The following is a 24087-nucleotide window of genomic DNA, read 5'->3' on the forward strand; positions in this document are numbered from 1 at the left end:
GGGCGGGAGGGAGCCGGAGTTTCCTCCAGGGGCGCGGAGAGGCCGCCCAGCTCCTCGGCGAGCGCCTTGAGCGCTTCCTGGGTGACGACGATGCGGTCGCGGGGCAGGCGGGCGAGCACGCGCTGAACGGCGGACTCGACGGTGCCCTCGGACGGGATGTCCAGCGCGCGGCCGGAGTCGGTGAGCGCGAAGAGCGCCTTGCGACCGTCGAGCGGATCCGACTTGCGCTCCAGCAGCCCGCGCTTCTCCAGGCGCTTGAGCACGCCGGTGAGCGTGCTGGGGTGCACGTGGAGGATGTTGGCGAGCGCGCCGGCGGTGATGCCCGGGAAGCGGCCCACCAGCCGGATGACCAGCCGCTGCGGGCCGGTGAGTCCCAGCGTGGACTCCATCCGCTTGGACGTGGACTGCAGGCCATGATCCACGGCCCACAGGAGGCGCATGAACTCCAGCACCTCGCCCAACGGCTGCGGCTGTTGCGGACCCCGGGACCTGCTGCCGTCCGGGCCTTGTATCGACTCCGGGGCTTGTATGTCCTTCATGGGCGCATCCTCCCTCACCTCATGCCTCCCTGTCTTTTCGTTGTGTTCCAAAGGTGGGCGTGTCCTAGCGCGTCGGCTTGGGCGTTCCAGCAAAATCCGGAATGGGTGCTCGCGTCAGGATGGGGCCGCCCGTCTGGAGGCCTTGGGAGTCGGCGGAAAGCCGCCATCCCCGGGCATGCCGGAGCCCGGGAATGGCGGCCCTCCTGAGCCTGACTCAACCGATGGTTGTATTTGTCATGGGTTCGTAGCGCTTGCCTCCCTTCCCGGCGGCAGGGGGGCGGGGACCTGCTCCTTCTTGAGCGTCGTGGGGCCGGTGAGGGCCAGGTGGGCCCTCAGCTTGAGGAACTTCTTCTTGCCGAAGCCCTTGACCCGGACCAGCTCCTCGACGCGACCGAAGGGCCGCTTCTTGCGGTGCTCGAGGATGCGCTGCGCCGCCTTCTCACCCACGCCCGGCAGCAGGTCCAGCTCCGCCGCCGTGGCTTCGTTCAGGTTGACCACCCCCACGTATTGCATGCGCGGGCTGGCGGCATCCGCACGCCCCGGCCCCATCAGCACGCAGCCCAACACCCACGCCCAGACCCACTTCACGAGTGACCCTCCGCGCCCGCCTCCAGCGAAGGCTCGCCGCCGAAGCGGCTGCCGGCCGCCGTGTCGCGCTTCTCCGCCGCCTCGCGCACGTGCAGCTTCCCGTCCAGGGGCAGCACATCCAGCAGCACGTTGAGCGAACCGTCCTTGTTGACGAACGCGCTGCCCGCGCGCACCCAGATGCTCCCGCCCTTGCCCTCGCGGATGGAGAACACCGCCAACCGCTTCCCCGCCATCAGCATCGACACGCTTCCCCCTTCAGAATCCCGCGCCACCACGGCCCGGGCACCTCGCTGGCTCGACCGCCTGAGGTCGCGTCCGAGCTTGAGCAGCCCGCGTGCCAGCGGCGTGCTCCTCTGAAGTGGAGTCAGCGCACCGTGCGGCGGTGCGCGCGGCGTCCACGCGCGGGGATGGGCGCGGATGCTCCAGTGCGTGTCTCGCGCGGTGAGAGTCGGGACGCGGCCTCCGCACAGCGGTTACCGAGGAGCAGGGATGGCGGCCGGATTGTCTCCGCGGTGCGGAGACAATTGGAGGAGACGAAGGGCGCGGAAGGCGGATGGCCTCCCACGCCCGTCTCCCATGGACGTCGTCTCAGCGCTCGCTGTCGAGCAGCTTCATCTGCTGCTCAGGGTAGCGCGTACCAGCGATCGTCTCTTTCGGAAGGATCGCCTCTACGGCGGCCACGTCGTCGGGCGACAGGGGCTTCTCCAGCGCGCCGAGCACGTCGATGAGCTGCTTGCGCGTGCGTGCGCCGACCACGGGCACGAACGCCGGTTGCTTCGCCAGCACCCACGCCACGGAGAGCTGCGCGGGCGTCATTCCGCGCTCCGCGGCGTACGCATGGAAGCGCGCGACGGTTGCTGCGTTGCGTTGGCCCACTTCACCAGCAAAGCGAGGATAGTGCATGCGGGCACCTTCCACCTTCGCGCCCGTCAACAGTCCGCGGGAGAGCACGCCGTACAGCGTCGCGCTCATGCCCAGCTCGGTGAGCGTGGGGAAGAGGGTCTTCTCAGGCTCGCGCGTGATGAGCGAGTACTCAATCTGCAGGTCGCTCAAGGGGTGCACCTTCGCCGCGCGGCGGATCGTCTCGGCGCTCACTTCGGAGAGCCCGATGCTTCGCACGTAGCCGCCCTTCACCAGGTCGGCGATCGCGCCCACCGTGTCTTCAATCGGCACGGCCGGGTCCAGCCGGGCGGGGCGATAGACGTCGATGTGATCGACGCCGAGCCGCTGCAGGCTGTACGTGACGAAGTTCTTCACCGCCGTGGGGCGAGCATCGAAGCCCACTGGGACCCCGTCCGGCCCCCGCATGGCCCCGAACTTCACCGAGAGCCGCACCTTGTCGCGCTGGCCCTCGATGGCGCGGCGGATGAGCAACTCGTTGTGCCCGCTGGCGTAGAAGTCGGCGGTGTCCAGCAGCGTCACCCCTCGGTCGATCGCCTCGCGGATCGTCGCGATGCTCTCGGTCTCGTCGGACGGTCCGTACGCCCCGGACATGCCCATGCAGCCGAGCGCGATGGGGAATACCCGCGGGCCTGTCATGCCGAGTTGCGTCGTGCGGTGAGTCGGGGTCATGGCTTCCTCTCCTCTTGCGGTTGGGCTATACGGAACGTTGTTCCGGTGCGGACTTTCGTATGCGGAACCATGTTCCGTTTGTCAAGGCGATGAAGAAGACACCCAGAGCGGATGCCCAGCGGAACCTCGACTCGCTGCTGGAGGCGTCGAAGGCCGTGTTCGCCGAGTCCGGAGTCGACGCGCCCGTCCGCGAGATCGCGAGCCGTGCTGGCGTCGGCATCGCGACGGTGTATCGGCACTTTCCACAGCGGGCCGATTTGATCGCCGCCGTGTACCGGCGCGAAATCGACGCATGCGCGGCCGAAGCCCCGGCGCTGGCGCGCGAGCATGAGGCGTTCGAAGCGCTGACGCGGTGGCTTCACCGGTTCACGAGCCTGATCGCCACCAAGCGAGGGCTTGCCGCGTCGCTCAATGCCCAGGATCCGGCGTATCAGGCGCTGCCCGCGTACTTCCGGGAGCACCTCGAACCGGTGCTCCAGTCGCTGCTCGGCGCGGCGGCGGCGGCAGGGCAGGTGCGCAAGGACGTCAACGCGTATGAACTCCTGCGTGGCGTGGCGAATCTCTGCGTTCCTGTCGCGGAGGTCGGCCCCGGCTTCACTCGCAGGATGGTCGACCTGCTCATCGACGGACTGCGCTACGGCGCGTCGGCGCCCGTGCCTTGACGGGCTGGGGGTGACCTCCTAGAAGGGCCGGGCCCTTGGGTGCCCATGCCGGGCCTTCAAGAGGGAAGCCGGTGCGAGTCCGGCGCGGTCCCGCCACTGTGAACGGGTTGCCCTGAGGTCCAGGGCCGGAAGCCTCGGCTGTCACCACTTTCGCGTCAGCGGATGCGAAGGGAAGGTGGAGGGTTCCTTCCAGAAGGGCGCAGCGTGCGCCCAGGTCTGGAGCCTGTCAGCCAGGAGACCTGCCCAGGGGTGCGGCAGCGGTGCTGCCGTGAGGCCTTCTCTCTTCGACGGAGGGAGCGGAAGGCGGAGCATGTGGCGCTCGCTTCTCGCCCGGACCGTCGTCGGTCTGGTGCTCAGCTTCCAGGGACAGGCCCGGGCCGGGCAGGAAACGCCTGCGCCCGAGGGCAACGAAACGCCCCTTCCTGAGTTCGTCCTCCCCACCGTGGAGGTCATCGGCAAGGAAGTCCCCGAAGCTCCCGTCGACTCCGCTCGACGCCGCGACCCCACCGGCGCCATCACCGTCATCGACGCTCGCGAGCGCGTGGGCGAAGCGCGCGACACCGCGGAGCTGCTCGGTGGATCCGCGAGCCTTGTCGTGCAGGACTCCGGCGGATACGGGCAGAGCAAGAGCCTGGTGGTTCGCGGCGCGTCGTCCAATGGCGTGCTCGTGTTCCTGGACGGCATCCCGCTCAACGGCGCGGGCGGCGTCGCGGACCTGTCGCTCATCCCCGTCGCGCTGCTGGAGCGGATGGAGATCCTCCGCGGCGCGGCAGGTGCCCGCTACGGCGCGGGCGGACTGGGCGGCGCGGTCAACCTCGTCACCCGAGCGCCTTCGTCACGGCTGCTCTCCAGCGGAGAGGTCACCTACGGCAGCTTCGACACCGTGATGGCCCATGTCGCCGCGTCGGGCGCGCTGCTCGAGGGTCAGGCGCTGGTGTTGCTGCACGGTGGCCGCTCCCAGGGCGACTTCAGCTACCGCGTCGACGAACTGCCCGCGCTGGACGACAACCCGCTCACGCAGGAGGTGCGCACGCGCAATGACGCTCGCGGTGGCGGCGCGCTCCTGAAGTATCGGCACGGTCTGGACGGTGGCGGGCGCGTGGATGTGCTCGCGGAGCTATCGCTCGAGGACCGCGCGCTCGCGGGCACCGTGCAGAACCCCACCGTGTCCCGCCGCCAGGACCAGACGCGACTGTCGCTGGGGGCTCGCTGGGCACGGCCCTTTGGTGACACGGGCGAGGGCAGTGCTCGTGGCTTCTTCCGTCGCGACTGGCTGGATGTCGCTGGTGGCTCCACTGGAGTGGACTCCGGCGCGCAGCGCTACACGGTGGGCGGCGTGGAGGTGGAGGGGCGCGCGGTGCTGGGGCGCAATGCGCTCGCCGTCACGCTGGCCGGATCATCGGAGTCCGTCACACAGGCCGTGGGCGGGCAGGCCGCGTCGTGGTGGCGCGCGAGCGTCATGGCCATGGACGAACTGTCCCTGTTCTCCGAGCGCTTGAAGCTGGTGCCTTCGCTGCGCGTGGAGCGCGTGGGGCACTACTCGCTCCTGTCGCCCAAGCTGGGCGCGAGCGTGGACCTGGGCCACGGCTTCGGCGTGCGCGCCAACGCGGGCCAGTCCCACCGCGCGCCATCGTTCCTGGAGCTCTACATCCGTCAGGGACTGCTGTTGCCCAACCCGGAGCTCAAGCCCGAGCGCGCCCTGTCCGTGGACGCCGCGGCCCTGTGGCGCGACGACATCTGGAGCGTCACCGCGGGCGGCTTCGCGGCGGTGTACGAGAACCTCATCGCCTACGAGCTGTACCCCCCGAATCTCGCCAAGCCCTACAACTTCGCAGCCGCTCGCGTGTGGGGCGCGGAGGCGGAGCTGGAGGCGCGGCCTCGCGCGTGGCTCATCGTTACCAGCAGCTATGCGTGGACTCGCACGCAGAACCGTTACGGTGACCCTCGTTACTTCGGCAAGGAGCTGCCGTATCGCCCTCGCCACAAGTGGGTGGGCCGGCTGCGCGTGGGACCGGACTGGCTCAATGGCCGCACGGAGGTCCTCGTCCAGTCCTCGCAGTTGATCAACCGCGTGGGCGAAGCTCGGCTGTCCCTTCCTTCGCGCACCTGGGTGAGCGTGGGGGCCTCCAGCACCTTCCTGCACCGGCCGGACCTCACCGTGTCGTTCGACGTGAAGAACCTGCTCGATGCGCGGACCGCCGACTACACCGGCATGCCGCTGCCCGGCCGCGCCGCCTACGTGACGCTCTCCGTGGCGCTCGACCCTTCCCCCTCCGAGGACTCCCATGTCGCGTCCCCTCCCTGATGCTCGGCTCGCGCTGCTGCTGGCTGCCCTGGCGGCGGCGCTCCTCACCGGCTGCCCGGAGGAGAAGGTCCTGTGCACGTCCGGCCTCAGCGTCTGCGGCGCCGAATGCGTGGACCTTCAGGGCGACCCGTCGAACTGCGGCGCGTGTGGTGCCTCATGCGGAGCAGGGGAGACGTGTCAGGCGGGCGTGTGCGGATGCCAGCCGGGCACGGAGACGTGCGGTGACGCGTGTGTCGCGATTGCGAGCGACCCGCTGAACTGTGGCGCTTGTGGCGCTGCGTGTCCGTCCGGCCAGGTCTGCGAATCCGGCACCTGCCGCGAGGGATGCTCCGCCGGTGCCGAGCGGTGCGGGGACAGCTGCGTCGTGCTCGCGAATGATCCGCTCAACTGTGGCGCTTGCGGCGCGGCGTGCCCGGACGTGCAGTCCTGCCACTCGGGCCGGTGCATGTATGACGTGGTGACGGCCTGCTACACCAACGGGCAGCTCGTGGGCATCCAGGCGGGGACGGACCGGATGGGGCCCCGGCGGCAGTTTGGCTCGGGTGTGCAGTCGCTGGCGGCCTGGGATGGCGTGGTGCTGGCGGCGGACGCGGCGCGCTCGGTGCTGTCGCAGGCGCCGGCGGGTGCGCTGGGAACGGTGGCGGAGGAGGACTCGCTGGGCGCGGTGGCGGCTTCGCCCAATGACATCTTCGTGGACCCTCCGTATGTGTATGTCCTCGACTCGGTGAACAACACGCTCCAGGTGCTCAAGCGGGAAGGGGCGGCGCAGGGCGGGGGGCTGGGATTGCGCACGGTGGGGCAGGTGAACCTGGGCGCGAACACCAGCCCGCAGGTCATCGCGAAGCGCGGCGACACCTTCTACATCCCGCTGTTCGGCACGGCCGGCTCCGACTTCAAGCAGGGCAACGCCGTGGCTCGCGTCAACGTGAGCGACCCGGAGAAGCCCCGGCTCGTGGACACCGTTCCGCTCACCGGCCTGGACCTGAAGTCATTCGACGGCGGGACGACGATGGCGCTTCCGTACGCGGCGGTGTCCGTGGACGCGGGCGTCTACGTGGCGCTCACCAACCTGAACCCCGCGAATGACTATCTGCCCAACGGGCCCGGGATGCTCGCGCGCATCGATCCCGCGGATGGTGGAGTGCACGCCATCGACCTGGGCGCGAAGGACTGTCTCAACGCGGGCGACGTGCAGGCGGTAGGCGACCAGCTGGTGGTGAGTTGCCTGGGCGAGGCGGTGTTCGACACCGCGAGTGGCTACCGCGCCAAGGCGGTGCGGGCCACGGGGCTGGTGCTGGTGAAGGATGACAAGCCCGTGGCGTCGTATGCGCTGTCGCCGGGCTGCACCGGGGGGCCGGAGAACGGCTGCGACCTCGCGGTAGGAGGACGGCTCGCGGTGGTGGGCAACGCGGTGTACGTCACGGACGTGAACGCGGGCCGCGTGTTCGTGGTGGAGGTGCGCGATGGCCAGTTCGTCGAGCGGCGCGGCAACTCCACACCGCAAGCGGCGGGCCCGGCGCTGGATGCGTGTCCCGTGGACCCTCGGCGCGTCGTATCCAATGCCATCGACATCGTCGCGGTGCCGTGAGGCGTTGGCCCCGCCTGTATTGACAAGCCCTGCCGTCCGCCATACTCCAGCGCGCGTCGTTGGTACGCCTCATCCGCACGGTGTGGCGTTTAAAGGGAACCCGGTGTGAGTCCGGGACTGCCCCGCAGCGGTGATCAGGAACGAACGCCGTCCTCGCAAGCACTGGCCCTTGAATGGGCTGGGAAGCGACGGCCAGTAGGTGGGCGACCCGATGAGGGCCTCTCGCGCCTGTGAGTCCGAAGACCTGCCACGACCCATGCCCCCGGGCATGGCCAGACCGGAGCCTCCGAGGGGAGGTGACGGAGGTCTTCCGCTCGCGCGGCGTGTCGTGTCCTGACGTGTCCCTCGTTCGCGGTCCGCTCTCCGTCCACGCCCCTTGGATTCACCTCGCCCGTGGGGGCGATGCAAGGGAGCAGTCGCGGATGAAGACAGAGCGGATGATGACGGGACGGGGAGTCCAGGGCTTCGCGTGGGTGCTGACGACCCTCGCGATGGCGCTGACCAGCACGGGTTGCGGTGATGAGTGCGTCGATGACTTCGACTGCCGCGACCAGGGCGCCGCTCCCGCGGGACAGCGCTACACCTGCGTCGAGAACAAGTGCGAGCTGACGTCGATCCCCGTGCCGGACGCCGGCACGGAGACTGATGCCGGTACGACGACTGATGCCGGTACGACGACGGATGCAGGCACGGGCGCCGACGCCGGTACGACGACGGATGCGGGCACGGAGACCGACGCCGGTACGACGACGGATGCGGGCACGGAGACCGACGCTGGTACGACCACCGACGCGGGCACGGAGACCGACGCTGGTACGACCACCGACGCGGGCACGGAGACCGACGCCGGTACGGATCCGTGCGAGACGACCACCTACGACCCGAAGCTGGGCACGCTCCAACTCCAGTCGGGCTTCGTGGCCGGTGAGTCCGCGTCGCTTCCCGCGGCCGCGGGCCCGGTGGGCGTGACGCCCGGCCCCACGTATTCGCTCTACACAGTGGTGTCAGGCAGTTCCACGGGGCCGCACGCGCTGTACTCGCTGGGCACATGGCCGCAGGTGTCGCTGGGAACGGCGCAGTTGTTCGACGTGGCCGCTCCCGCCGACCGGGCCGCTGGCACCAAGCTCTTCCTCAGTCCCTTCGTGGAGACGGATGGCCAGCGCGTCCTCACCGGTTACACGAAGTCCGGCGCCGGCTTCCCGGGCTCCGTGGGCGTGTATGACGTCTCCGCGCCCGCCAACTCCACCTATGTCTCCGCGCCGAGCAACTTCTCCGCGGGCGTCGTGCCGGGCGCGTTCCTCATCAACGGCGGTGGGCTCGACACGGTGTCGGCGGGGCTGGCCGTCTACGCGCTGAAGACGGACAGCTCGCCGTTCACCGCGCTGAAGGTGGGCACGCTCCCGCCGGAGACGGGCGGCAGCGGCTTCACCGCCGTGGCCACCAACGGCGTCGCGATGCTCGGCTACTTCTCCGACGACACCTTCCTCAACGAAGGCCGCGCGGTGGCCCCGGCGGCCATCACCGAGGCGCTCAGGTCCGGCACGCCGTTCGTCGTGGCGGATGCGCCCGCGCTCGACGTGGGCTCCAACTTCGTGGCCGCCTCCGGTCACGGCGAAGGCGTGTCGGTGCTCCGCGGCGACTACGTCCCGCCCGACTACAACTTCGCTGGCACGGACGTCTCGCGCTTCGCCTTCACCGTGACGGATGAAGGTGCGACCGTGACCGTCGGTGCCCGTCAGCCGGTCCTCGTCTATGCGGACCAGTGCACGCGCGTGACCGGGATGACCGCCATCGGCGTGGACCTGCTCGTCGGCGTGGATGACAAGAACGGCCCGCGCCTGGTGCGCATCCAGCAGGCCCCTCAGTTCCGGTGAGCACGCCCATGAAGAAGACCCTTCTTCCGAAGTCGTGCGCGCTGGGCTTCACCGCGCTCCTCACCGTGGCGTGCGGCGGCGAGGACTGGCAGGACTCCCTCCAGGCCCAGCCGCTGGTGGGGGACCCGTTCGCGGACCGCATCGTGTCCTTCTCTCCGGGCACGGGCGCCGGGTTCGGTCAGAGCGAGCTGCCGGGCATCGTGCTGGGCGCTCCGCGAGGGGACGGCGCGGGCTCGGGTTCGTTGGACGTGCTGTCGCTCGGGCGCAACGGCGTCATCGTCCTGGAGTTCACGGACATCGCCGTCACGGACGGGCCGGGTGTGGACCTGCTCGTCTTCGAGAACGCGTTCCTCAAGCCCAGCGGCAAGCCGTTCGCGGAGACGGGCGTGGTGGCCGTCAGCGACGACGGTGTCACCTGGCACGAGTTCCCCTGCGCGTCCTCCGACGTGGCGAACAACTACCCGGGCTGCGCGGGCGTCACGCCCGTGTACTCGCACCCCGCCAATGGCATCCCGGCCACCGACCCGTCCGTGGCGGGCGGGGACGGCTTCGACCTGGCGAGCGTGGGCCTCACCCGTGCCCGCTTCGTGCGCATCCGCGACTCGGGCGCCAACGGCTACGCGGGCATCAGCGGTGGCTTCGACCTGGATGCCGTCGCCGTGGTGAACGGCGTGCAGCTGCCGTAGTCGCGCACGAGCGCCGGGGCCGTTCTCCAGCGGACGGTCCCGGTGGCCTCGCGCGCCCATACGGCGAGTCCGGACCGCACGAGGCTTCCGGGGTGGGGGTGGCGGCATTAGATGCCCGCTGTCCCTCCCCCGGATGTGCCTCCATGAACCGTCGTTCCGCCTCACTCCTCGTGCTGCTGGGCGTCCTGCTCGGCGTGGCCGCTCCGTTCCTCCTTCCCTCGGTGGTCTGGGCGCAGACGTCCCGCGCCGCGCCGAAGAAGGACGTGCCTCCGCCGCCGCCCGCGCCGGCGTACGAGTACACCTTCGTCAAGCGCGAGAGTCCGGATGAGGACCTCGTGGAGCTCCAGCGGCTGGGCGGCGAGGGCTGGCGCGTGGTGTCCACTGTCGTCGTGGACGGCAGCACGCGACGCTACGTGTTGATGCGTGACCGACGCGCCGAGCCCGCGTCGCATTGACTTTGCCCCTGTGGCGCCATAGTCCCGCCCCATCATCGATGCCTTCACGCCATGGGGCGTGAGGGCTTCCAGGGAACCCGGTGTGAGTCCGGGACTGCCCCGCAGCGGTAAGCAGGAACAGCGTTCGCACGAACACCGTTTCAGCGAGTCCGAAGACCTGGCGATGACCCGGCGCCCTCTCCACGGAGGGCCCGGCGACAGACCGGAACCTCCGCGGGGAGCTGACGGCGAAGGCAGGACTCCAGGACGCGATGCGCGCCTGACGGTCCGGTGCCTTTCGTCCGCGCAGCCTCTCGCCAGGGGAATGCCTTCTTCCGCCTTCGTGCGGGAAGGCCAGGAGCGAGGACGCGATGCGGACCGACATGAAGCGGATGAGCACGAAGGGCCAGCGCGCGGCGCTGATGGGCGCCCTGCTGGCGGTGGTGCTGGGGGGCACGGGCTGCGGCGATGATGAGTGCGTGGACGCCTTCGACTGCCGTGACAAGGGCGCGGCCCCGGCGGGCCAGGCCTGGGCCTGTGTCTCGGAGACGTGCACCCAGGTCGCCGTCGACATCGAAGAGGACGACGCGGGCACCGGCACGGACGCGGGCACGCAGACCGACGCGGGCACCGGCACGGACGCGGGCACCGGCACGGACGCGGGCACGGATGGCGGCACGGTCGCTTGCGCCCCGCTGCCTCGCGAGCAGGTGCTGGGCACGCTGCAGCTCCAGGCGGGCTTCAGCGTCGCGGAGTCCGCGGACCTGTCCACGGAGGTTCGCGCGGTGGTGTCCACTCCCGGCCCCACGTATTCGCTCTTCGCGCTTCGCGAGACGGCCACGGGCCGCGACTTCTTCGCGCTGGGGACCTGGCCGGACGTGACGCTGGGCACCGCCGCGCTCGAAACGGTGCTCGCGCCCGCGGACCGCGCCAACGCGGCCGACACCTTCCTGTCCTACTTCCTGGCCTATGACGGCACGCGCCTGCTCGCGGGCTACACGAAGTCCGGCGCGGGCTTCCCGGGCTCCGTGGCGGTGGTGGATCCGTCCGCGCGCGACGCGGCGCTCTACCTCGACGCTCCGGGCAACTACACCGCCGCGGGCACCACGGACGCGTTCTTCATCAATGGCGGTGGTCTGGACACGGTGACGGGCGGCCTGGGCATCTACGCGCTGGTGACCTCCGCCAAGCCCTACGTCGCCGTGAAGGTGGCGGACTTCCCGGCGCAGGTGGGCGCCAGCGGCTTCACCGTCGTCGCGGACAACGGCATCGCGGTGTTCGGCTACTCGGAGGCGGACACGTACGTGAACGTGGCCTACGCCGTGTCCAACACCAAGCTGGGCGAGGCGCTGGCCAATCGCACGCCGGTGGTGCTCACGAACGAGCCGAAGGTGGACGTGGGCTCTGACTTCAACGCCGCCGCGAGCTTCGGCAACGGCGTAGCGGTGGCGCGCGGCGGCTACGGCGCCGCGGGCTTCGGCGTCACCGACGTGTCGCGCTTCTCGCTCACGCCTGGCCTGGGTGGCGGCCAGCCCATCAGCGTGGGCACGCGTGCGGCGGTGCTCAACGCCCCGGATGCGTGCACGACCGTGGATCTGCTGTCGTCGCTGGGCGCGGACCTGCTCGTGGGCGTGAAGGACGTCAACGGCCGCCGCCTCGTGCGCATCCGGCAGGGCCAGTGATGAAGCGCCCGCTGCTCGCGCTCGGCGCGCTGCTGACCCTGGGCGCGTGCACGGGCGACTCGGAGCCCGGTCCGCTTCCGGGTGAGGACATCGTGGATGCCGGCACCCACGCGGATGCCGGTGTCCCCGATGCAGGCATGGAGGTCGACGCCGGGACCGACACGGATGCCGGTGTCGACGCGGGCTCGCGGCCGGTGGATCCGTTCGCGGACCGCGTGACTGCGTACCAGTTCGGCGACTCGGCCGGCTTCGGGCAGGACCGCTTCCCGGACGTCGTGCTCGGGCCCCCCGTGGGCGCGGGGCAGTTCGCGGGCTCGCTGGACGTGCTGTCGCTGGGGAGGGGCGGCTCCATCACCCTGGAGTTCACCGACCTGTTCGCGGTGGACGGCCCGGGCGTGGACCTGCTCGTGTTCGAGAACCCCTTCCAGAAGTACGGCGGCGACATCTACGCGGAGACGGCCAGCGTGTCCGTCAGCGACGACGGCGTCACCTGGTTCGACTTCCCCTGCGCCCCCACCGACAAGGACGGCGGCTACCCGGGCTGCGCCGGGACGCACCCGGTGCACTCGGCCCCGGACAACGGCGTGTCCCCCACCGACCCGGCCGTGGCGGGCGGGGACGGCTTCGACCTGGCGGACGTGGGCCTCCCCCGTGCGCGCTTCGTGCGCCTCACCGACACGGGGCTCAACAGCTACGGCGGCACGTCCGGAGGCTTCGACCTGGATGCGCTGTCGGTGGTGAACGGCCAGCTCCCCGACGGCGGCGTGCCTTGAGCACCCGCACCCACCCGTGGCGTGCTCCAGGGCCCCGCGTCCCGCCCTTTGACCGCATTCCGCACGCTGCGAGTGGGTGATTCCCTCTTCATCCACCGCCCCAGGTGAACTCCGACCCCATCAGCCGGCGGGAGCCCCGGGCATGACGCGACGCGGGAGGGCGGCCGAGCCCCCGGCTGGACGCCCGTCTTCCACGGGAAAGCGTCTCGGACTCTCGGAAGATTGGGAGGTCGTGTAATGTCTTGCGCCCGATGTGGCAGATCATCATCAACGGCCCCGGCTACTTCGACACGTCGTACGACCTGCCGGAGGGCGTCACCAGCCTCGGCCGGGCGGACGAGAACGACATCGTGCTGGGTGGCGACCTGGTGTCGCGCCGGCACGCGCGGCTCTACGTCGAAGGTGACGTGCTGCGCATCGAGGACCTGGGCAGCCGCAACGGCAGCCGGGTGAACGGGGCGCCGCTCCAGGGCAGCAAGCACCTGAACGCGGGCGACACCGTGGCGCTGGGGGAGAACACCCTGGCGGTGCGCCAGCCGCACACGGTGGAGAACGCCGCCACGGAGATGATGGACCTGGGCGCGGGCGGCGTCGTGCGCTTCGGGCACGGCACGGACGTGGGCCCGTCCGTGCTGCTGGCCAAGAACGTCAAGGACGCGGACGTGCTGCGCCTCCTGGACAACGTGGGGCCGCTGCCGTTCGACGACGCGTTCTCCGGTCCCTCGCCCGTGCCCACGGGCTCCGCCGTGGCCAGCCCGCGCGTGTCCTACGAGACGCTGGTGCTGCTGGTGCACGCCGCGGAGGCGCTGGCCACCGCGCGCACGCTGACCGCGTTCCTGGAGTCCGCGATGGACCGGCTCCTGGAGCGCACCGACGCCACCACGGCGGTGGTGCTGCTCAAGCACGCCACCGGGCCGCTGGTGCCCGCGGCGGTGCGCCACCGGGGACGGCTGGCCAAGGGTGAAGTGCCCGTGTCGGACGCCATCGTGGACGAGGCCATCCGCCAGGGCCGCGCGATCGCCGTGGGCGACGTGAAGGACGACCGCCGCTTCGCCGGACGCGAGAGCGTCATCATGTACGGCGTGGACCGGGTGCTGTGCATCCCCATTGGCACCGAGCCGCCCTTCGCGGGCGTGCTCTACGTCAACGTGCCCGGCGGGGGCGACACCAGCCTGGAGCTGATGCTGGACGCGTGCACCGCGGTGGCCCACCTGGTGGCCGCCGGCGTGCAGCGCTTCGCCGTGCGCGACGGCTCCAGCACGGACCGGATGCGGCGCAACCTGGAGCGCTTCCACTCGCCGGAGGTGGCCGAGCGCCGCGCCGCCGAGGCCCAGCGCACGGGCGGCAAGCTGCCGGGCCTGGAGGAGAAGAACCTCACCGTGCTGCACGCGGAGATGGCGGACTTCGGCGCCGTGATTGGCCGGCTGGGCGCGGCGCGGGCCACGCAGCTGCTCAACGACTTCCACGCGCGCATGAGCGGCATCGTCTTCAGCTTCGAGGCCACCGTCGAAGGCTTCATGGGCGAGTCCATGCGCGCCCTCTTCGGCGTGCCCTACGCCAAGGGCGACGACGCGGTCCGCGCGGTGCGCGCGGCGCTGGCCCTGCGCGCGGACTGGGAACGGGGCATGGCTCGCAGGCCCCAGGACGAGCGGTGCGACCTGCGAATCGCCCTGCACTCCACCAAGGCGCTGGTGGGGATGATCGGCACCGAGGCCCGCACGGAGTACAGCGCCGTGGGAGAGGGCATGGGGGTGGCCGGCTGGCTGGCCGCCACCGCGGCGCCCGGCCAGGTGCTGATGACGGGCAAGCTGCTGGCGGCCACCGGGGCCCGCTTCGACGTGATGCCCCTGGGCGAGCGGGTGGTGCGGCTGCCCCGCGACAAGGTGGCGGTTTTCGAGGTGATTGAAGAGGACATGGGCATGCTGACCAACCCCGGTATCCGGTGAGGCGGCCGGCGCGGCCGGTTGACGGGTTGAAGCGGGCCCCCTGCCCGGGGTTCAATGCGCTTTCCGTGGTGGACCCCCGCACCGCATGAACTCTTCGAACCAGCCCGCCCGATTGCGTCCCTTCCGGCCGCAACCCTTCGGCCGGTACACGCTCCTGTCGCACCTGGCCACCGGCGGCATGGGGGAGATCTACCTCGCCCGCCTGGAGGGTGCGCAGGGCTTCGAGAAGCTGTGCGTCATCAAGAAAATCCTGCCGCAGTTCGCGGAGGACCAGGACTTCGTCGACCGCTTCGTCGGTGAGGCGCGCACGCTGGTGCGGCTGGGGCACGGGTCCATCGCGCAGGTGCTGGACATGGGCGTGCACGACGGCGAGGCCTACATGGCCCTCGAGTACGTGGACGGCAAGGACCTGCGCAAGGTGGCCGCGCGCGTGCGCGACAGGCAGACGCCGCTGCCGCTCACCTTCGTGCTGTACGTGATGGGCCGGGTGCTGGATGCGCTGGCGTACGCGCACCGCAAGCGGGACGAGGAAGAGAAGGAGCTGAAGCTCGTCCACCGGGACATCTCGCCGCAGAACATCCTCATCTCCTACGAGGGGGAGGTGAAGGTCATCGACTTCGGCCTGGCGAAGAGCCGGCTGTCAGCGGCGAAGACGAACCCCAGCATCATCCTGGGCAAGTTCCTCTACATGTCTCCCGAGCAGGCCCGGCACCAGCCGGTGGACCGCCGCAGCGACCTGTACGCGGTGGGCCTGTGCCTCTACGAGCTCATCTCCGGCAAGAACCCCTTCGACGCGCTTCCGCCGGGCGAATTGATGTCCGCGGTGGCGAACCCGAAGGTGGCGCCGCTCAGTGAAGTAGAGCCGCTGACGCCGCCGGCGGTGTCGCAGCTGGTGGCGAAGGCGCTGGCGGTGGAGTCGGGCCAGCGCTTCCAGACGGCGGAGGACTTCCGGGTGCGCCTGCAGGCGTGCCTGACGGAGATCGACACCAGCGCGGGCCCGGAGAGCGTCAGCCGCTTCATGCGCGACCTGTTCTCCGCGGACTACCAGTCCGAGCGGCGCCTGCTGACCTCCCTGCGAGAGGTGCCGCGCGACGTGCGCGCCAGCGGCACGTACGAGTCGCTGGGCCCCTCGCCGCGCCCGACGATGCAGGCGCCCACGCTGCCGGCCAAGACCATCCGCCTGGATGGTCCGGTGGAGCCCTTGTCCTTCCATCCCACGCCCCGGAGCCGTGAGGACGGCGGCGGCGCGCGCGACGACGGTGAGACGCGCCCCGGCGTGATGGTGGACGAGTCCACGCGTCCCGCGTTCCCGGTGGAGGCGCTGGAGGAGGCGGCCCGCGCGAAGATGCGGCCCAGCCCCGCGTCGTCGGAGCCGTCGCCCACGGTGGAGGTCCGCCAGGACGCGATGGACCGGCCCACCATCCTCGAGGGCCTGCCGGCCATCCGGCTTCCCTCGGACCGTGTCGTGGAGGCGGAGGCTCCGGCCCCGCTGCTGGGAGAGCCCACCGCGCCCCGAGCGGACGCGCTGTCGGCCTCCGAGTCGCACGGGGAGCCCACCGCGCCGCGCGCCACGTCGCTGCCGTACGCGGAGCCAGGGCTGCCGTCGCGTGACGCGCCTCCAGTGCCGGACGTGCCGGTGTCGCGGCCGTTCGCGGACGCGGGAGGGCGGGGCGCTTCGTTGCCCTTCTCCGATTCGGTGGGCCCGCGGGGCGTGCCGCCTCCGCCGATGGCGCCGATTCCCGCCGTGCGGCCCGCGGATGGCCCCGTCCCCGTCGTGCCGGTGGATGCGTCGCGGCCGGTGGCGCCTCCGCCGCTGCCTTCCTTCGACTCCGGGGCGGGGCGGTTCGAGTCGGCGGGTGAGTCGCTGCCGTTCATGGAGCCGCCGCCTCCGCCGGACGGCCCGTTCGCCGATGACGAGGAGCTTCCCGAGAGCCCCTATCCGTGGCCGGAGCCCGTCCCCGAGGGAGGCCGCTCCGCGGGAGCCGAGCTTCGCGCCGCGGAGGTGCGTATCCCGGAGGGGCAGCGCCCCACCTCCGCGATGCCGTCCCTGGCGTCCGCGCGCCCCGGAGCCATGACGCCGTCGAACGGCAGCCGTCCCGCGCCGCCGTCCGCGTTCGATGCGGCTCGCGCCTCGGAGCCCCTGCCGAGCTACGAGCCGGTGCGCGCGTCGGAGTCGTCGCGGGGCTTCGATGCGCCCCGGGCTTCCGAGCCGTCCCGCGGCTTCGATGCGCCCCGAGCATCCGAGCCGTCCCGCGGCTTCGATGCGCCCCGAGCATCCGAGCCGTCCCGCGGCTTCGATGCGCCCCGCGCCGCCGAGTCCGCGCGTGCCGTGGAAGCCCGCGTCCCGGAAGGCCAGCGCCCCACCGCCGCGATGCCGTCCCTGGCGTCCTCGCGCCCCGGCGTGACGACGCCGTCGAATGGCAACCGGCCAGCGCCGGTGCCGCTGCCGTCGTACGCGGCGCCGACCATCCAGGTGCCCTCCATCCAGTCCGGCGCCTTTCGCTCACTCGAAGCCGAAGAGGACTCGCGGGACTCCGAGCCGCTCGACTCCGGTCCGACTCCCCGGCCCACGATGCAGGACACCCGGCCGTCGGAGGAGCTGGTCTCGGTGGATGCCCGCGCCCTGGAGGCGGACTCCAGCGTGCCGTACATCTCCGCGGAGCCGGACGACGCCCCGGCCGCGCGCGAGGGCGACGGAGACACGCACCCGCGCATCTCCATGCCCCGTGCCTCGCGCCGCGAGGAGCCCCAGGCCCGGGTGATGCTGGACGAGGCGCAGCTGCGCGAGACCTCCTCTTCCACCGGCAAGCGTGAGGCCGACACCGGCCCCACCGCTCCGGCCCGGGGCCGCACCGGGTCTCGGCGCGCCGTGCGCGGTTCGTCGCCGGGCACGCCGCCCCCGCGCTCCAGCACCGCGTCGGGCATGCGCGCCGTCACCCGCGCGCCCGCGCCCGCCGCGGATCCGGACGAGTCGTCCACCGCGCGCGCGTCGCGCGACGACGCGACCCGGCGCAAGGCCATGCCGGTGCGGCCGGAGCCCTCGGAGCCGCCGCGTGCCGCGCGGCGTGAGCCAGCGCCGGTCCGCAAGGGCGGGGCGCTGGGCTCCGCGCTGGTGTTCATGCTGCTGATGGTCGTCGCGCTGTCCATCGTGGGCGCGGGGCTCTACTTCGTCCCCGAGCTGCGCGTGGCCGTGGGCCTGGAGCAGTCGCGCACGTCGACGCCGCCTCCGCCCACCCCGGTGCAGCAGATTCCCACGCGCCCCGCGAACCCCCAGGGGCGTCCGCCCGTGCCTCCGGGGCAGGAAACGCCTCCTGCCCAGAACGTGGCCACGGCGCCCACCACCGCGTCGGCGGAGTCCAAGCCCACGCCGCCGTCCGCCGAGACTACGAAGGCCCCCGTCACGGGCACCCAGGAGCTGGCTCAGGACGACCTGCTCGCCCCGGATGAGCCGGAGGAGGGCGCGGCCGCTCCCGCCGCGAAGAAGGCGGCGCCGTCACGCCCCGGCAAGCGCCCCGCTCCGGTCCGCGGTTCCTCCAAGGAGATCAACCTCCCCCCGGAGCTGGAAAAGGAATGGGTGCCGACGAAGACGCTCTTCCGGACGCTCAAGAACAACCATGGCTGCGAGGCCATGTCGATGCAGTGCACCGTCTACGAGAGGCTGGAGCGCAAGATCGAGGAGGGCGGCAGCAAGTTGCCGACCCCCAGGGAAGTGCGGGCACTGTACGAGAAGCTCAAGGTCGTGCAGTCGCGTCAGGAGTAGCCGCGCCTAGAGCCGGGGGCCCGCGTCCATGCCTCCCGTGCCCGCGTCGCGCCCGGAGCCACCAGTACCCTCCGAGGCCGCGCCCCGGTAGCTCTCCGCGAGCCCCGTGCCCAGCTCCCCGCTGCCGCCCGTCCGCTGGCCCATGCCGGTGCTCCCCTCCATCCGGTGGGGGGCCGCGGTGCCGCCGCCCAGCGAGCCCAGGCTGTCACTGTTGTACGGCTTGCCGCCGCCCTCATCGCGCAGCGGGCTGCCCGCCGCTTTACCGGCCGGTTCAGCGCGAGAGCGGTGCTGGAGCTGGACGGGGTCCTGGAACCCCTGCATCTCCTCTGGGGGCGACTCCTTGCCGCAGCCCCAACCTCCCAGGGCGCCGCCCACCAACAGTCCCAATCCCACCGCGCGCTTGAAGCCCGTCATGGTTTCCCCTCGGGCGCGAGGAAGTCCGCGCCTGCCCGTCCGGGAAATTAGGACCGCTGTCCCCCGGGGCCACCCACCCACCCCGACGGATGCCCGCCTGGCCGCTCGCCGGGCTCCGGAACGTGCCCGTGTTGACAAGACTGTCGCCCAGGCGGGAAACACCCGGAGCACGGGATTCCTACGCCGTGCGTCTTCCCCCCGCCCCCGAGGCCGCATGGTGCGCTACGCCCTCGCCATCTTCACCAGCGCCTTCCTGCTCTTCGGCGTCCAGCCGCTGGCGGGCCGCTACGCCCTGCCTTGGTACGGCGGCACGCCCGCGGTGTGGACCGCGTGCATGCTGTTCTTCCAGGCCGTGCTGCTCGCGGGCTACGCCTACGCGCACGCGGTGGCCTCCCGGCTGCGCCCGCGCGCCCAGGCCGCCTTGCACCTGAGCCTGCTGGTGGTGGCGCTGGTGGCGCTCGCGGCGCGAGCCTCGTGGACGGGCTCGCCGCTGGCGCCGGGGGACGGCTGGCGCCCCGTGGACGACCACCTGCCCGTGCTCCGGTTGATGCGGATGCTGGCCGCCACGCTGGGCCTGCCCTTCTTCGTGCTCAGCACCACCGGCCCGCTGCTCCAGTCGTGGTTCGCGCGCGCGCGGCCGGAGCGCTCGCCGTACGTGCTCTACGCGCTCTCCAACGCGGGCTCGCTGCTGGCGCTGCTGGGCTACCCGTTCCTCGTGGAGCCCTGGGTGGGCCGGAGCGCGCAGGCGTGGGGCTGGGCCGTGGGCTTCGTCCTCTTCGTCCTCTGTGTCCTCGCCTGCGCCCGGGACCTGCTGCGCCGCGCCCCCGCGACGACCGCCCCGGATGTCTCCACGAACCCGAGTGCGGAAGCTGCCCCCGAAGCTCCCTCCGAAGCCTCCCCTGCCTCGGCATCACAGCGTCCGGGTGTGGGGCCCACGCTGACGTGGCTGGCGCTGAGCACGTGCGCGTCGGTGCTGCTCCTGGCCACGACGAACAAGCTGTCCCAGGACGTGGCGGCGGGCCCCTTCCTGTGGGTGATGCCGCTGGCGGTGTACCTGGTCACCTTCATCCTGGCGTTCTCTCGTGAGTCCTTCTACGCGCGCACGCCGTACTCGGTGGGGCTCATCGCCTCCGTGGTGCTGGTGACGTACGCGCACAAGGAGGGCCCCGCGCTGGGCCTGGGGTGGCAGGTGCTCTTCCACGCGTCCGCGCTCTTCACGGGCGCCATGGTGTGCCACGGCGAGCTGTACCGGCGCCGCCCGGCTCCGCGCTACCTGAGCGCCTTCTACCTCTGGGTGTCCGTGGGCGGCGTGCTGGGCGGCGTGTTCGTCAACCTGGTCGCGCCCGCCGTCTTCACCACCTACTGGGAGCACCCGCTGGCGCTGGCCGCGTGCTGCGCGGTGGCCTTCGCGGGGCTGATGCGCAGGCCGAAGGAGGAGACGTCGGTGGCGCGCACGCAGCGCCTCTTCCGCGGGGCGCTGCTGGTGGGCGTGGCGGTGCACCTGCCGGTGCTCGTCCTCACGGACCTGGATCGCGTGCGCTTCGCCGGGCGCAACTTCTTCGGCGTGGTGCGCGTGCTGGAGCTGTCCGCGAACGACCCCCAGCAGCACCAGTACGTGCTGCGCCACGGCGCCATCACCCACGGCTGGCAGTACATCCGCCCGGAGCGCCGGAACCTCCCCACGGCGTACTACACGAAGGACGCCGGCCTGGGGCTCGCGCTCGCGGAGCAGCGCCGGTTGCGTCAGGCCCAGGGGCTGCCCACCGGCTTGCGCGTGGGCATGCTGGGGCTGGGCGTGGGCAACAGCGCCACGCTCATGGCCGCCGGGGACGACGTGCGCTTCTATGAAATCAACCCCGACATCATCGACCTCGCCAAGGGACAGGGCGGCTTCTTCAGCACGCTGACGGACACGCCCGCGCACGTGGAGGTCGTGGAAGGGGACGCGCGCATCTCCCTGGAGAAGGAGCTGGAGCAGGGCTCGCGCCAGTTCGACGTGCTGGCGCTGGACGTCTTCAGCTCGGATGCCATCCCGGTGCACCTGCTGACGAAGGAGGCGGTGGCGCTCTACCTCCAGCACCTGGCGCCGCACGGCTTGCTGGCGATGCACATCAGCAACCAGCACCTGGACCTGGTGCCCATCAGCCTGGCGCACGCGCGGGCCGCCGGCCTGACCGCGGCGCTCGTCGCGCGGGACAGCGACGGCGACGCGGTGGCCAGCTCGTGGATGTTGCTGAGCCCGGACACGGAGTTCTTCGGGGGTGCCACCTTCAGCAAGACCCGGGCGCGCGTGCGCCGGCTGGTGCTGCGCGGCGAGCCGGAATACGTCTGGACGGATGAGCGCAGCAGCGTGCTCCAGGCGCTGCGCCCCAGGGCCCAGGGCCCTGCCGGGGCCAATCCGAACGTCATGGACGCGCCCGCGCAGGCCCAGGTCCAGCCCGTGGTCCAGCCCGCGGCGCCCTGAGGGGACGCGGCGCGCTGCCTTCCCGGCCGCTTCAGCGGCCCGGAACAGCGGGGGACGCCGCCGGCTTCACGGTCAGCCGCACGTCCAGCGCGGCCAGCACGCCCAGCACCGCGCACGGCAGCACCAGCGTCACGGCTCCGTGGCGCAGGAACAGGTAGGGGCCCAGCGTGGAGCCCGCGAGGAACGCGAGCGCCAGGCCCAGGTGCAGCCGCGTGCGCTCGAACTGCACGGCGGAGGGCAGGTCCTTCACGCGGTGCCACAGTCCCGGCGCGCCTTCCCCGCGGAGGCCGTCGCGCACCCATGCCAGCATCTGCACCAACTGGATGCCGATGTCCGTGAGCAGCCCCGTCACGTGCGTGGTGCGCACCACCGCGCCTGACACCCGCGTGACGAGCGCGTTCTGCAGCCCCATGGCGAAGGCGATGCCCCAGAGCAGCGCGGGCGCATGCGTGCCCGGCGTGGACGCCATGGCCACGCCCACGCCGCCCAGCACGAGCGCCTCCACCAGCAGTGCGGCCACGTGCCGGCCCCGCGTGCGGTGGCGCGAGGCATCCAGCAGCCCCGTGGCGCAGAAGGCCCCGGCGACGAACAACCCCATCAGCTGCGCGGGCAGCCGCGCCGCGTCCCAGCGGCCCTGGGCCAGGGACTCACCCAGCGTGGCCATGTTCCCGGACATGTGGGAGGCGTGCGCGCCCAGCGCCACGAACCCCACGGCGTTGACCGCGCCGGCCACGGAGGCCAGCAGCACGGCGAGGCGGGAGTAGGCACGGCGGGATTCGGGCGACGACTGGGCACTGAACATGACGGGCGGGCCCGCCCGGGAAGAGGGGCAGGCCGCGCGCCCGGGAACGCTAGCACCCGGCGCCCCGGAGCGTGTGTCACTCCGCCCGGGGGGGACGGCCGAGGCTCGGAAGCTGGCTAGCCCGGCGGCCAGTGCAGGGTGCGGCCCGCGAGCAGGTGCAGGTGGATGTGGAACACCGTCTGGCCCGCGTCGCGCTGGGTGTTCATCACCACGCGGTAGCCCGTGTCCGCGTGTCCCCGCTCACGCGCCACCTTCGCCGCGCCCATGTAGAGGCTGCCCACCAGCTCCCGGTCCTCCGCCGTGATGTCATTCACCGTGGCGATGTGCTTGCGAGGGATGAACAGCACGTGGGTGGGGGCCTGGGGGTTGATGTCCTCGAAGGCCAGGCAGTGTTCGTCCTGGTAGACGACCTTCGCTGGGATGAGGCCATCGCGAATCTTGCAGAAGAGGCAGTCGGATTCGGGCATGGCCTTGGCTTACCAACCCGCCGGTGGAGCCGGAAGGGTCTTCCGCGTCCCAACTGTCCCGCTCAGGGCAGTCGCCACGAATATCCGGGGTCCGGCGTGCAGTCCGCCACGGGCAGCTTCACCAGCGCCAGGGGGCCGTCCTGGACCAGCAGCGTGCCCGCGCCCTCGAAGCCCGCCCGGGTGATGACGTGGCTGAACCGGCGGGAGTCCCGCCCGGGGCCATTGTGGGGATACAGCGGCACCTTCCGGTGGAAGTAGCTGTAGCCCCCCGTCCACGCCAGGTGCACCGCCTCCACCTTGAGGCCGCATACGTCGTCGCGCCGGCCCGCCGCCTCCAGCAGCCGGTTCACCGCGCCCTGGTCGTCCCAGGCGCTGTCCTTGGGGCGCACGCGCTCGTACTGGCCCACGTCCCCGAAGGTGAGCGCCCCCGCGCCCGCGCCGGACAACAGCGCCCCCACCACCACCGCCACCGTGGCGGTGGCCCTCGCTGGAGTGCCGCGCAGCACCCTCAGGACGGAGTCCAGCCCCACGCCCGCGAGCGCCGCGAACAGGGGCAGCACCGGCACCAGGAAGCGCAGTTCCTTGTGTGGCTGGTTCGCGTGCAGGAGGAAGAACGCCGCGGCCAGGAAGGACAGCCCCCACGCCCGGGGCACGGCCAGCACCGCCAGCGCGGCCGTGAACACGGTCAGCACCGGCATCGCCGTGCGCAGGATGCGCGGGTAGTACTCGAAGGGCTCCGTGCCCCACTGGGCCGCCTTGCCCTGCACCACGTTGAAGTCCAGGTAGACGATGGCGGAGTGGAACCACCGTCCCCAGGTGAGCTTGTCCAGGAGTCCAAAGGCCAGCGCCCACCCGGACAGCACCGCCAGCGCCACGCCCGCCTGACGCCACTGGCGCCGGCAGAGGAGCACCGCCAGCAGGCCCACGCAGAAGACGCCGTTCTGAAGCCGCAGCAGCACCGCCAGCCCCAGCAGGGACGCCCCGGTGAGCAGCGAGCGCCGGGACGCGGCCTTCGGCAGCGCCAGGGCCAGGCCCAGCACCACCGGCAGCACGGACGCGTTCTCGCTCATGGCCCGGGGCGCGAAGTACAGCGGCACCGACGCCAGGGCGAACAGCGCGGCCCCGCCGGAGGCCGCCAGGGTGGAGGCCCCGGACGCGCGGGCAAGCCGCCACGTGGCCCACGCCGTCGCCGTGCCCACCAGGGCGAAGAAGCCCTTCACCAGGCCCAGGTAGCCCGCCGGGTCCGTCAGCCCCACCAGCCGCCCCAGCCCCAGCACCCCCGCCACCAGCGCCGGCAGGGCCCAGTTCCGGGCGCCCTGGACGAACTCCCAGGCGACCAGGCCGTAGCCGTAGACCAGGCGGTGGGCCGGCTCCAGGCTCTGGTAGACCTCGTCCGGCCAGTAGATGCCGTCGTCGTGGAGCGCCCGGTACAGGCGGAAGGCCGCGCCCAGGACGAGCACGCCGCCCAGCAGGAAGAGGCCCAGCCGGCGCTCGAAGGGGGCTTCGGACCGGGGGTTGGCGGCTGTAGGGG

General features: G+C 71.7%; 19 protein-coding genes and 3 riboswitches. Of the genes, 11 read left to right on the top strand and 8 right to left on the bottom strand.

Going from position 1 to position 24087, the window contains the following annotated elements; genetic code table 11:
- The 4 genes from D7X99_RS36515 to D7X99_RS36530 all read right to left on the bottom strand — a co-directional run.
- Positions 1 to 539: MarR family winged helix-turn-helix transcriptional regulator (locus tag D7X99_RS36515; RefSeq protein ID WP_147476373.1), on the bottom strand; the 539-nt coding region annotated here is incomplete at its 3' end.
- Between the two features lie 234 nt (positions 540 to 773).
- On the bottom strand, positions 774 to 1127 hold the full coding sequence (locus D7X99_RS36520) for a helix-hairpin-helix domain-containing protein (protein ID WP_120598176.1): 354 nt from the start codon (positions 1125 to 1127) through the stop codon (positions 774 to 776).
- A complete protein-coding gene (locus D7X99_RS36525) occupies positions 1124 to 1366 on the bottom strand; it encodes a hypothetical protein (RefSeq protein WP_120579228.1) in 243 nt (80 codons plus the stop codon). The genes D7X99_RS36520 and D7X99_RS36525 overlap by 4 nt, the downstream gene beginning before the upstream one ends.
- Positions 1367 to 1715: 349 nt before the next feature.
- The gene (locus D7X99_RS36530; RefSeq protein ID WP_121781791.1) at positions 1716 to 2699 is read right to left on the bottom strand and encodes an aldo/keto reductase; all 984 of its coding nucleotides are present in this window, start codon (positions 2697 to 2699) and stop codon (positions 1716 to 1718) included.
- Between the two features lie 89 nt (positions 2700 to 2788).
- On the opposite strand from D7X99_RS36530, the gene D7X99_RS36535 reads away from it, so the two are divergent.
- The 10 genes from D7X99_RS36535 (at position 2789) to D7X99_RS36585 (ending at position 18409) form a co-directional block, all read left to right on the top strand.
- Positions 2789 to 3361 (top strand): TetR/AcrR family transcriptional regulator, encoded by a 573-nt coding sequence (locus D7X99_RS36535; RefSeq protein WP_233613984.1) that lies wholly within the window; start codon positions 2789 to 2791, stop codon positions 3359 to 3361.
- A 35-nt stretch (positions 3362 to 3396) separates the two neighbouring features.
- A riboswitch (cobalamin riboswitch) is annotated at positions 3397 to 3608 on the top strand.
- Positions 3609 to 3671: 63 nt separating this feature from the next.
- Complete coding sequence (locus D7X99_RS36540; RefSeq protein ID WP_121781793.1) at positions 3672 to 5666, top strand: TonB-dependent siderophore receptor; 1995 nt, start codon at positions 3672 to 3674, stop codon at positions 5664 to 5666.
- Positions 5647 to 7254, top strand: a complete 1608-nt coding sequence (locus tag D7X99_RS36545) for an MXAN_6577-like cysteine-rich protein (RefSeq protein ID WP_121781794.1) — start codon at positions 5647 to 5649, stop codon at positions 7252 to 7254. Before D7X99_RS36540 ends, D7X99_RS36545 begins: the two co-directional genes overlap by 20 nt.
- 43 nt (positions 7255 to 7297) lie before the next feature.
- A riboswitch (cobalamin riboswitch) is annotated at positions 7298 to 7521 on the top strand.
- 155 nt (positions 7522 to 7676) lie between these two features.
- A complete protein-coding gene (locus tag D7X99_RS36550) occupies positions 7677 to 9128 on the top strand; it encodes a hypothetical protein (protein WP_121781795.1) in 1452 nt (483 codons plus the stop codon).
- 8 nt (positions 9129 to 9136) lie between these two features.
- Complete coding sequence (locus tag D7X99_RS36555; protein WP_121781796.1) at positions 9137 to 9814, top strand: cell surface protein; 678 nt, start codon at positions 9137 to 9139, stop codon at positions 9812 to 9814.
- A gap of 143 nt (positions 9815 to 9957) precedes the next feature.
- Positions 9958 to 10269 carry a hypothetical protein gene (locus D7X99_RS36560; protein WP_121781797.1) on the top strand — a complete coding sequence of 104 codons (312 nt, stop codon included), beginning with the start codon at positions 9958 to 9960 and terminating at the stop codon, positions 10267 to 10269.
- Between the two features lie 19 nt (positions 10270 to 10288).
- Positions 10289 to 10449, top strand: a riboswitch (cobalamin riboswitch).
- 170 nt (positions 10450 to 10619) lie between these two features.
- Entirely contained in the window at positions 10620 to 11930 is a 1311-nt protein-coding gene (locus D7X99_RS36565; protein ID WP_121781798.1) for a hypothetical protein, read from the top strand.
- Entirely contained in the window at positions 11930 to 12703 is a 774-nt protein-coding gene (locus D7X99_RS36570) for a cell surface protein (protein ID WP_121781799.1), read from the top strand. Before D7X99_RS36565 ends, D7X99_RS36570 begins: the two co-directional genes overlap by 1 nt.
- A gap of 251 nt (positions 12704 to 12954) precedes the next feature.
- A complete protein-coding gene (locus tag D7X99_RS36580) occupies positions 12955 to 14649 on the top strand; it encodes an FHA domain-containing protein (RefSeq protein ID WP_121781800.1) in 1695 nt (564 codons plus the stop codon).
- A gap of 85 nt (positions 14650 to 14734) precedes the next feature.
- The gene (locus D7X99_RS36585) at positions 14735 to 18409 is read left to right on the top strand and encodes a serine/threonine protein kinase (protein ID WP_121781801.1); all 3675 of its coding nucleotides are present in this window, start codon (positions 14735 to 14737) and stop codon (positions 18407 to 18409) included.
- A gap of 6 nt (positions 18410 to 18415) precedes the next feature.
- On the opposite strand, the gene D7X99_RS36590 is transcribed toward D7X99_RS36585, so the two are convergent.
- Entirely contained in the window at positions 18416 to 18823 is a 408-nt protein-coding gene (locus tag D7X99_RS36590; RefSeq protein WP_121781802.1) for a hypothetical protein, read from the bottom strand.
- A 214-nt stretch (positions 18824 to 19037) separates the two neighbouring features.
- Here D7X99_RS36590 and D7X99_RS36595 point away from each other — a divergent pair, with 214 nt between their 5' ends.
- On the top strand, positions 19038 to 21287 hold the full coding sequence (locus tag D7X99_RS36595; RefSeq protein ID WP_121781803.1) for a spermidine synthase: 2250 nt from the start codon (positions 19038 to 19040) through the stop codon (positions 21285 to 21287).
- A 31-nt stretch (positions 21288 to 21318) separates the two neighbouring features.
- Here the strand turns inward: D7X99_RS36595 and D7X99_RS36600 are convergent, their stop codons facing one another.
- From D7X99_RS36600 to D7X99_RS36610, 3 genes are all read right to left on the bottom strand, one after another.
- Positions 21319 to 22089, bottom strand: coding sequence for a YoaK family protein (locus D7X99_RS36600; RefSeq protein WP_121781804.1), 771 nt, complete (start codon positions 22087 to 22089; stop codon positions 21319 to 21321).
- A gap of 116 nt (positions 22090 to 22205) precedes the next feature.
- Positions 22206 to 22556, bottom strand: coding sequence for a histidine triad nucleotide-binding protein (locus D7X99_RS36605; RefSeq protein ID WP_121781805.1), 351 nt, complete (start codon positions 22554 to 22556; stop codon positions 22206 to 22208).
- 62 nt (positions 22557 to 22618) lie between these two features.
- A complete protein-coding gene (locus D7X99_RS36610) occupies positions 22619 to 24040 on the bottom strand; it encodes a hypothetical protein (protein ID WP_233613986.1) in 1422 nt (473 codons plus the stop codon).
- Positions 24041 to 24087: the final 47 nt, after the last annotated feature.

This window comes from Corallococcus sp. AB032C (assembly GCF_003668935.1).
Classification (GTDB): domain Bacteria; phylum Myxococcota; class Myxococcia; order Myxococcales; family Myxococcaceae; genus Corallococcus; species Corallococcus exiguus.

Excerpts from the sequence above, each read along its gene's own strand:
- D7X99_RS36525 (WP_120579228.1), bottom strand. The coding sequence starts at position 1,366 with ATGCTGATGGCGGGGAAGCGGTTGGCGGTGTTCTCCATCCGCGAGGGC.
- D7X99_RS36530 (WP_121781791.1), bottom strand. The coding sequence starts at position 2,699 with ATGACCCCGACTCACCGCACGACGCAACTCGGCATGACAGGCCCGCGG.
- D7X99_RS36535 (WP_233613984.1), top strand. The coding sequence starts at position 2,789 with ATGAAGAAGACACCCAGAGCGGATGCCCAGCGGAACCTCGACTCGCTG.
- D7X99_RS36540 (WP_121781793.1), top strand. The coding sequence starts at position 3,672 with ATGTGGCGCTCGCTTCTCGCCCGGACCGTCGTCGGTCTGGTGCTCAGC.
- D7X99_RS36545 (WP_121781794.1), top strand. The coding sequence starts at position 5,647 with ATGTCGCGTCCCCTCCCTGATGCTCGGCTCGCGCTGCTGCTGGCTGCC.
- D7X99_RS36550 (WP_121781795.1), top strand. The coding sequence starts at position 7,677 with ATGAAGACAGAGCGGATGATGACGGGACGGGGAGTCCAGGGCTTCGCG.
- D7X99_RS36555 (WP_121781796.1), top strand. The coding sequence starts at position 9,137 with ATGAAGAAGACCCTTCTTCCGAAGTCGTGCGCGCTGGGCTTCACCGCG.
- D7X99_RS36560 (WP_121781797.1), top strand. The coding sequence starts at position 9,958 with ATGAACCGTCGTTCCGCCTCACTCCTCGTGCTGCTGGGCGTCCTGCTC.
- D7X99_RS36565 (WP_121781798.1), top strand. The coding sequence starts at position 10,620 with ATGCGGACCGACATGAAGCGGATGAGCACGAAGGGCCAGCGCGCGGCG.
- D7X99_RS36570 (WP_121781799.1), top strand. The coding sequence starts at position 11,930 with ATGAAGCGCCCGCTGCTCGCGCTCGGCGCGCTGCTGACCCTGGGCGCG.
- D7X99_RS36580 (WP_121781800.1), top strand. The coding sequence starts at position 12,955 with ATGTGGCAGATCATCATCAACGGCCCCGGCTACTTCGACACGTCGTAC.
- D7X99_RS36585 (WP_121781801.1), top strand. The coding sequence starts at position 14,735 with ATGAACTCTTCGAACCAGCCCGCCCGATTGCGTCCCTTCCGGCCGCAA.
- D7X99_RS36590 (WP_121781802.1), bottom strand. The coding sequence starts at position 18,823 with ATGACGGGCTTCAAGCGCGCGGTGGGATTGGGACTGTTGGTGGGCGGC.
- D7X99_RS36595 (WP_121781803.1), top strand. The coding sequence starts at position 19,038 with ATGGTGCGCTACGCCCTCGCCATCTTCACCAGCGCCTTCCTGCTCTTC.
- D7X99_RS36600 (WP_121781804.1), bottom strand. The coding sequence starts at position 22,089 with ATGTTCAGTGCCCAGTCGTCGCCCGAATCCCGCCGTGCCTACTCCCGC.
- D7X99_RS36605 (WP_121781805.1), bottom strand. The coding sequence starts at position 22,556 with ATGCCCGAATCCGACTGCCTCTTCTGCAAGATTCGCGATGGCCTCATC.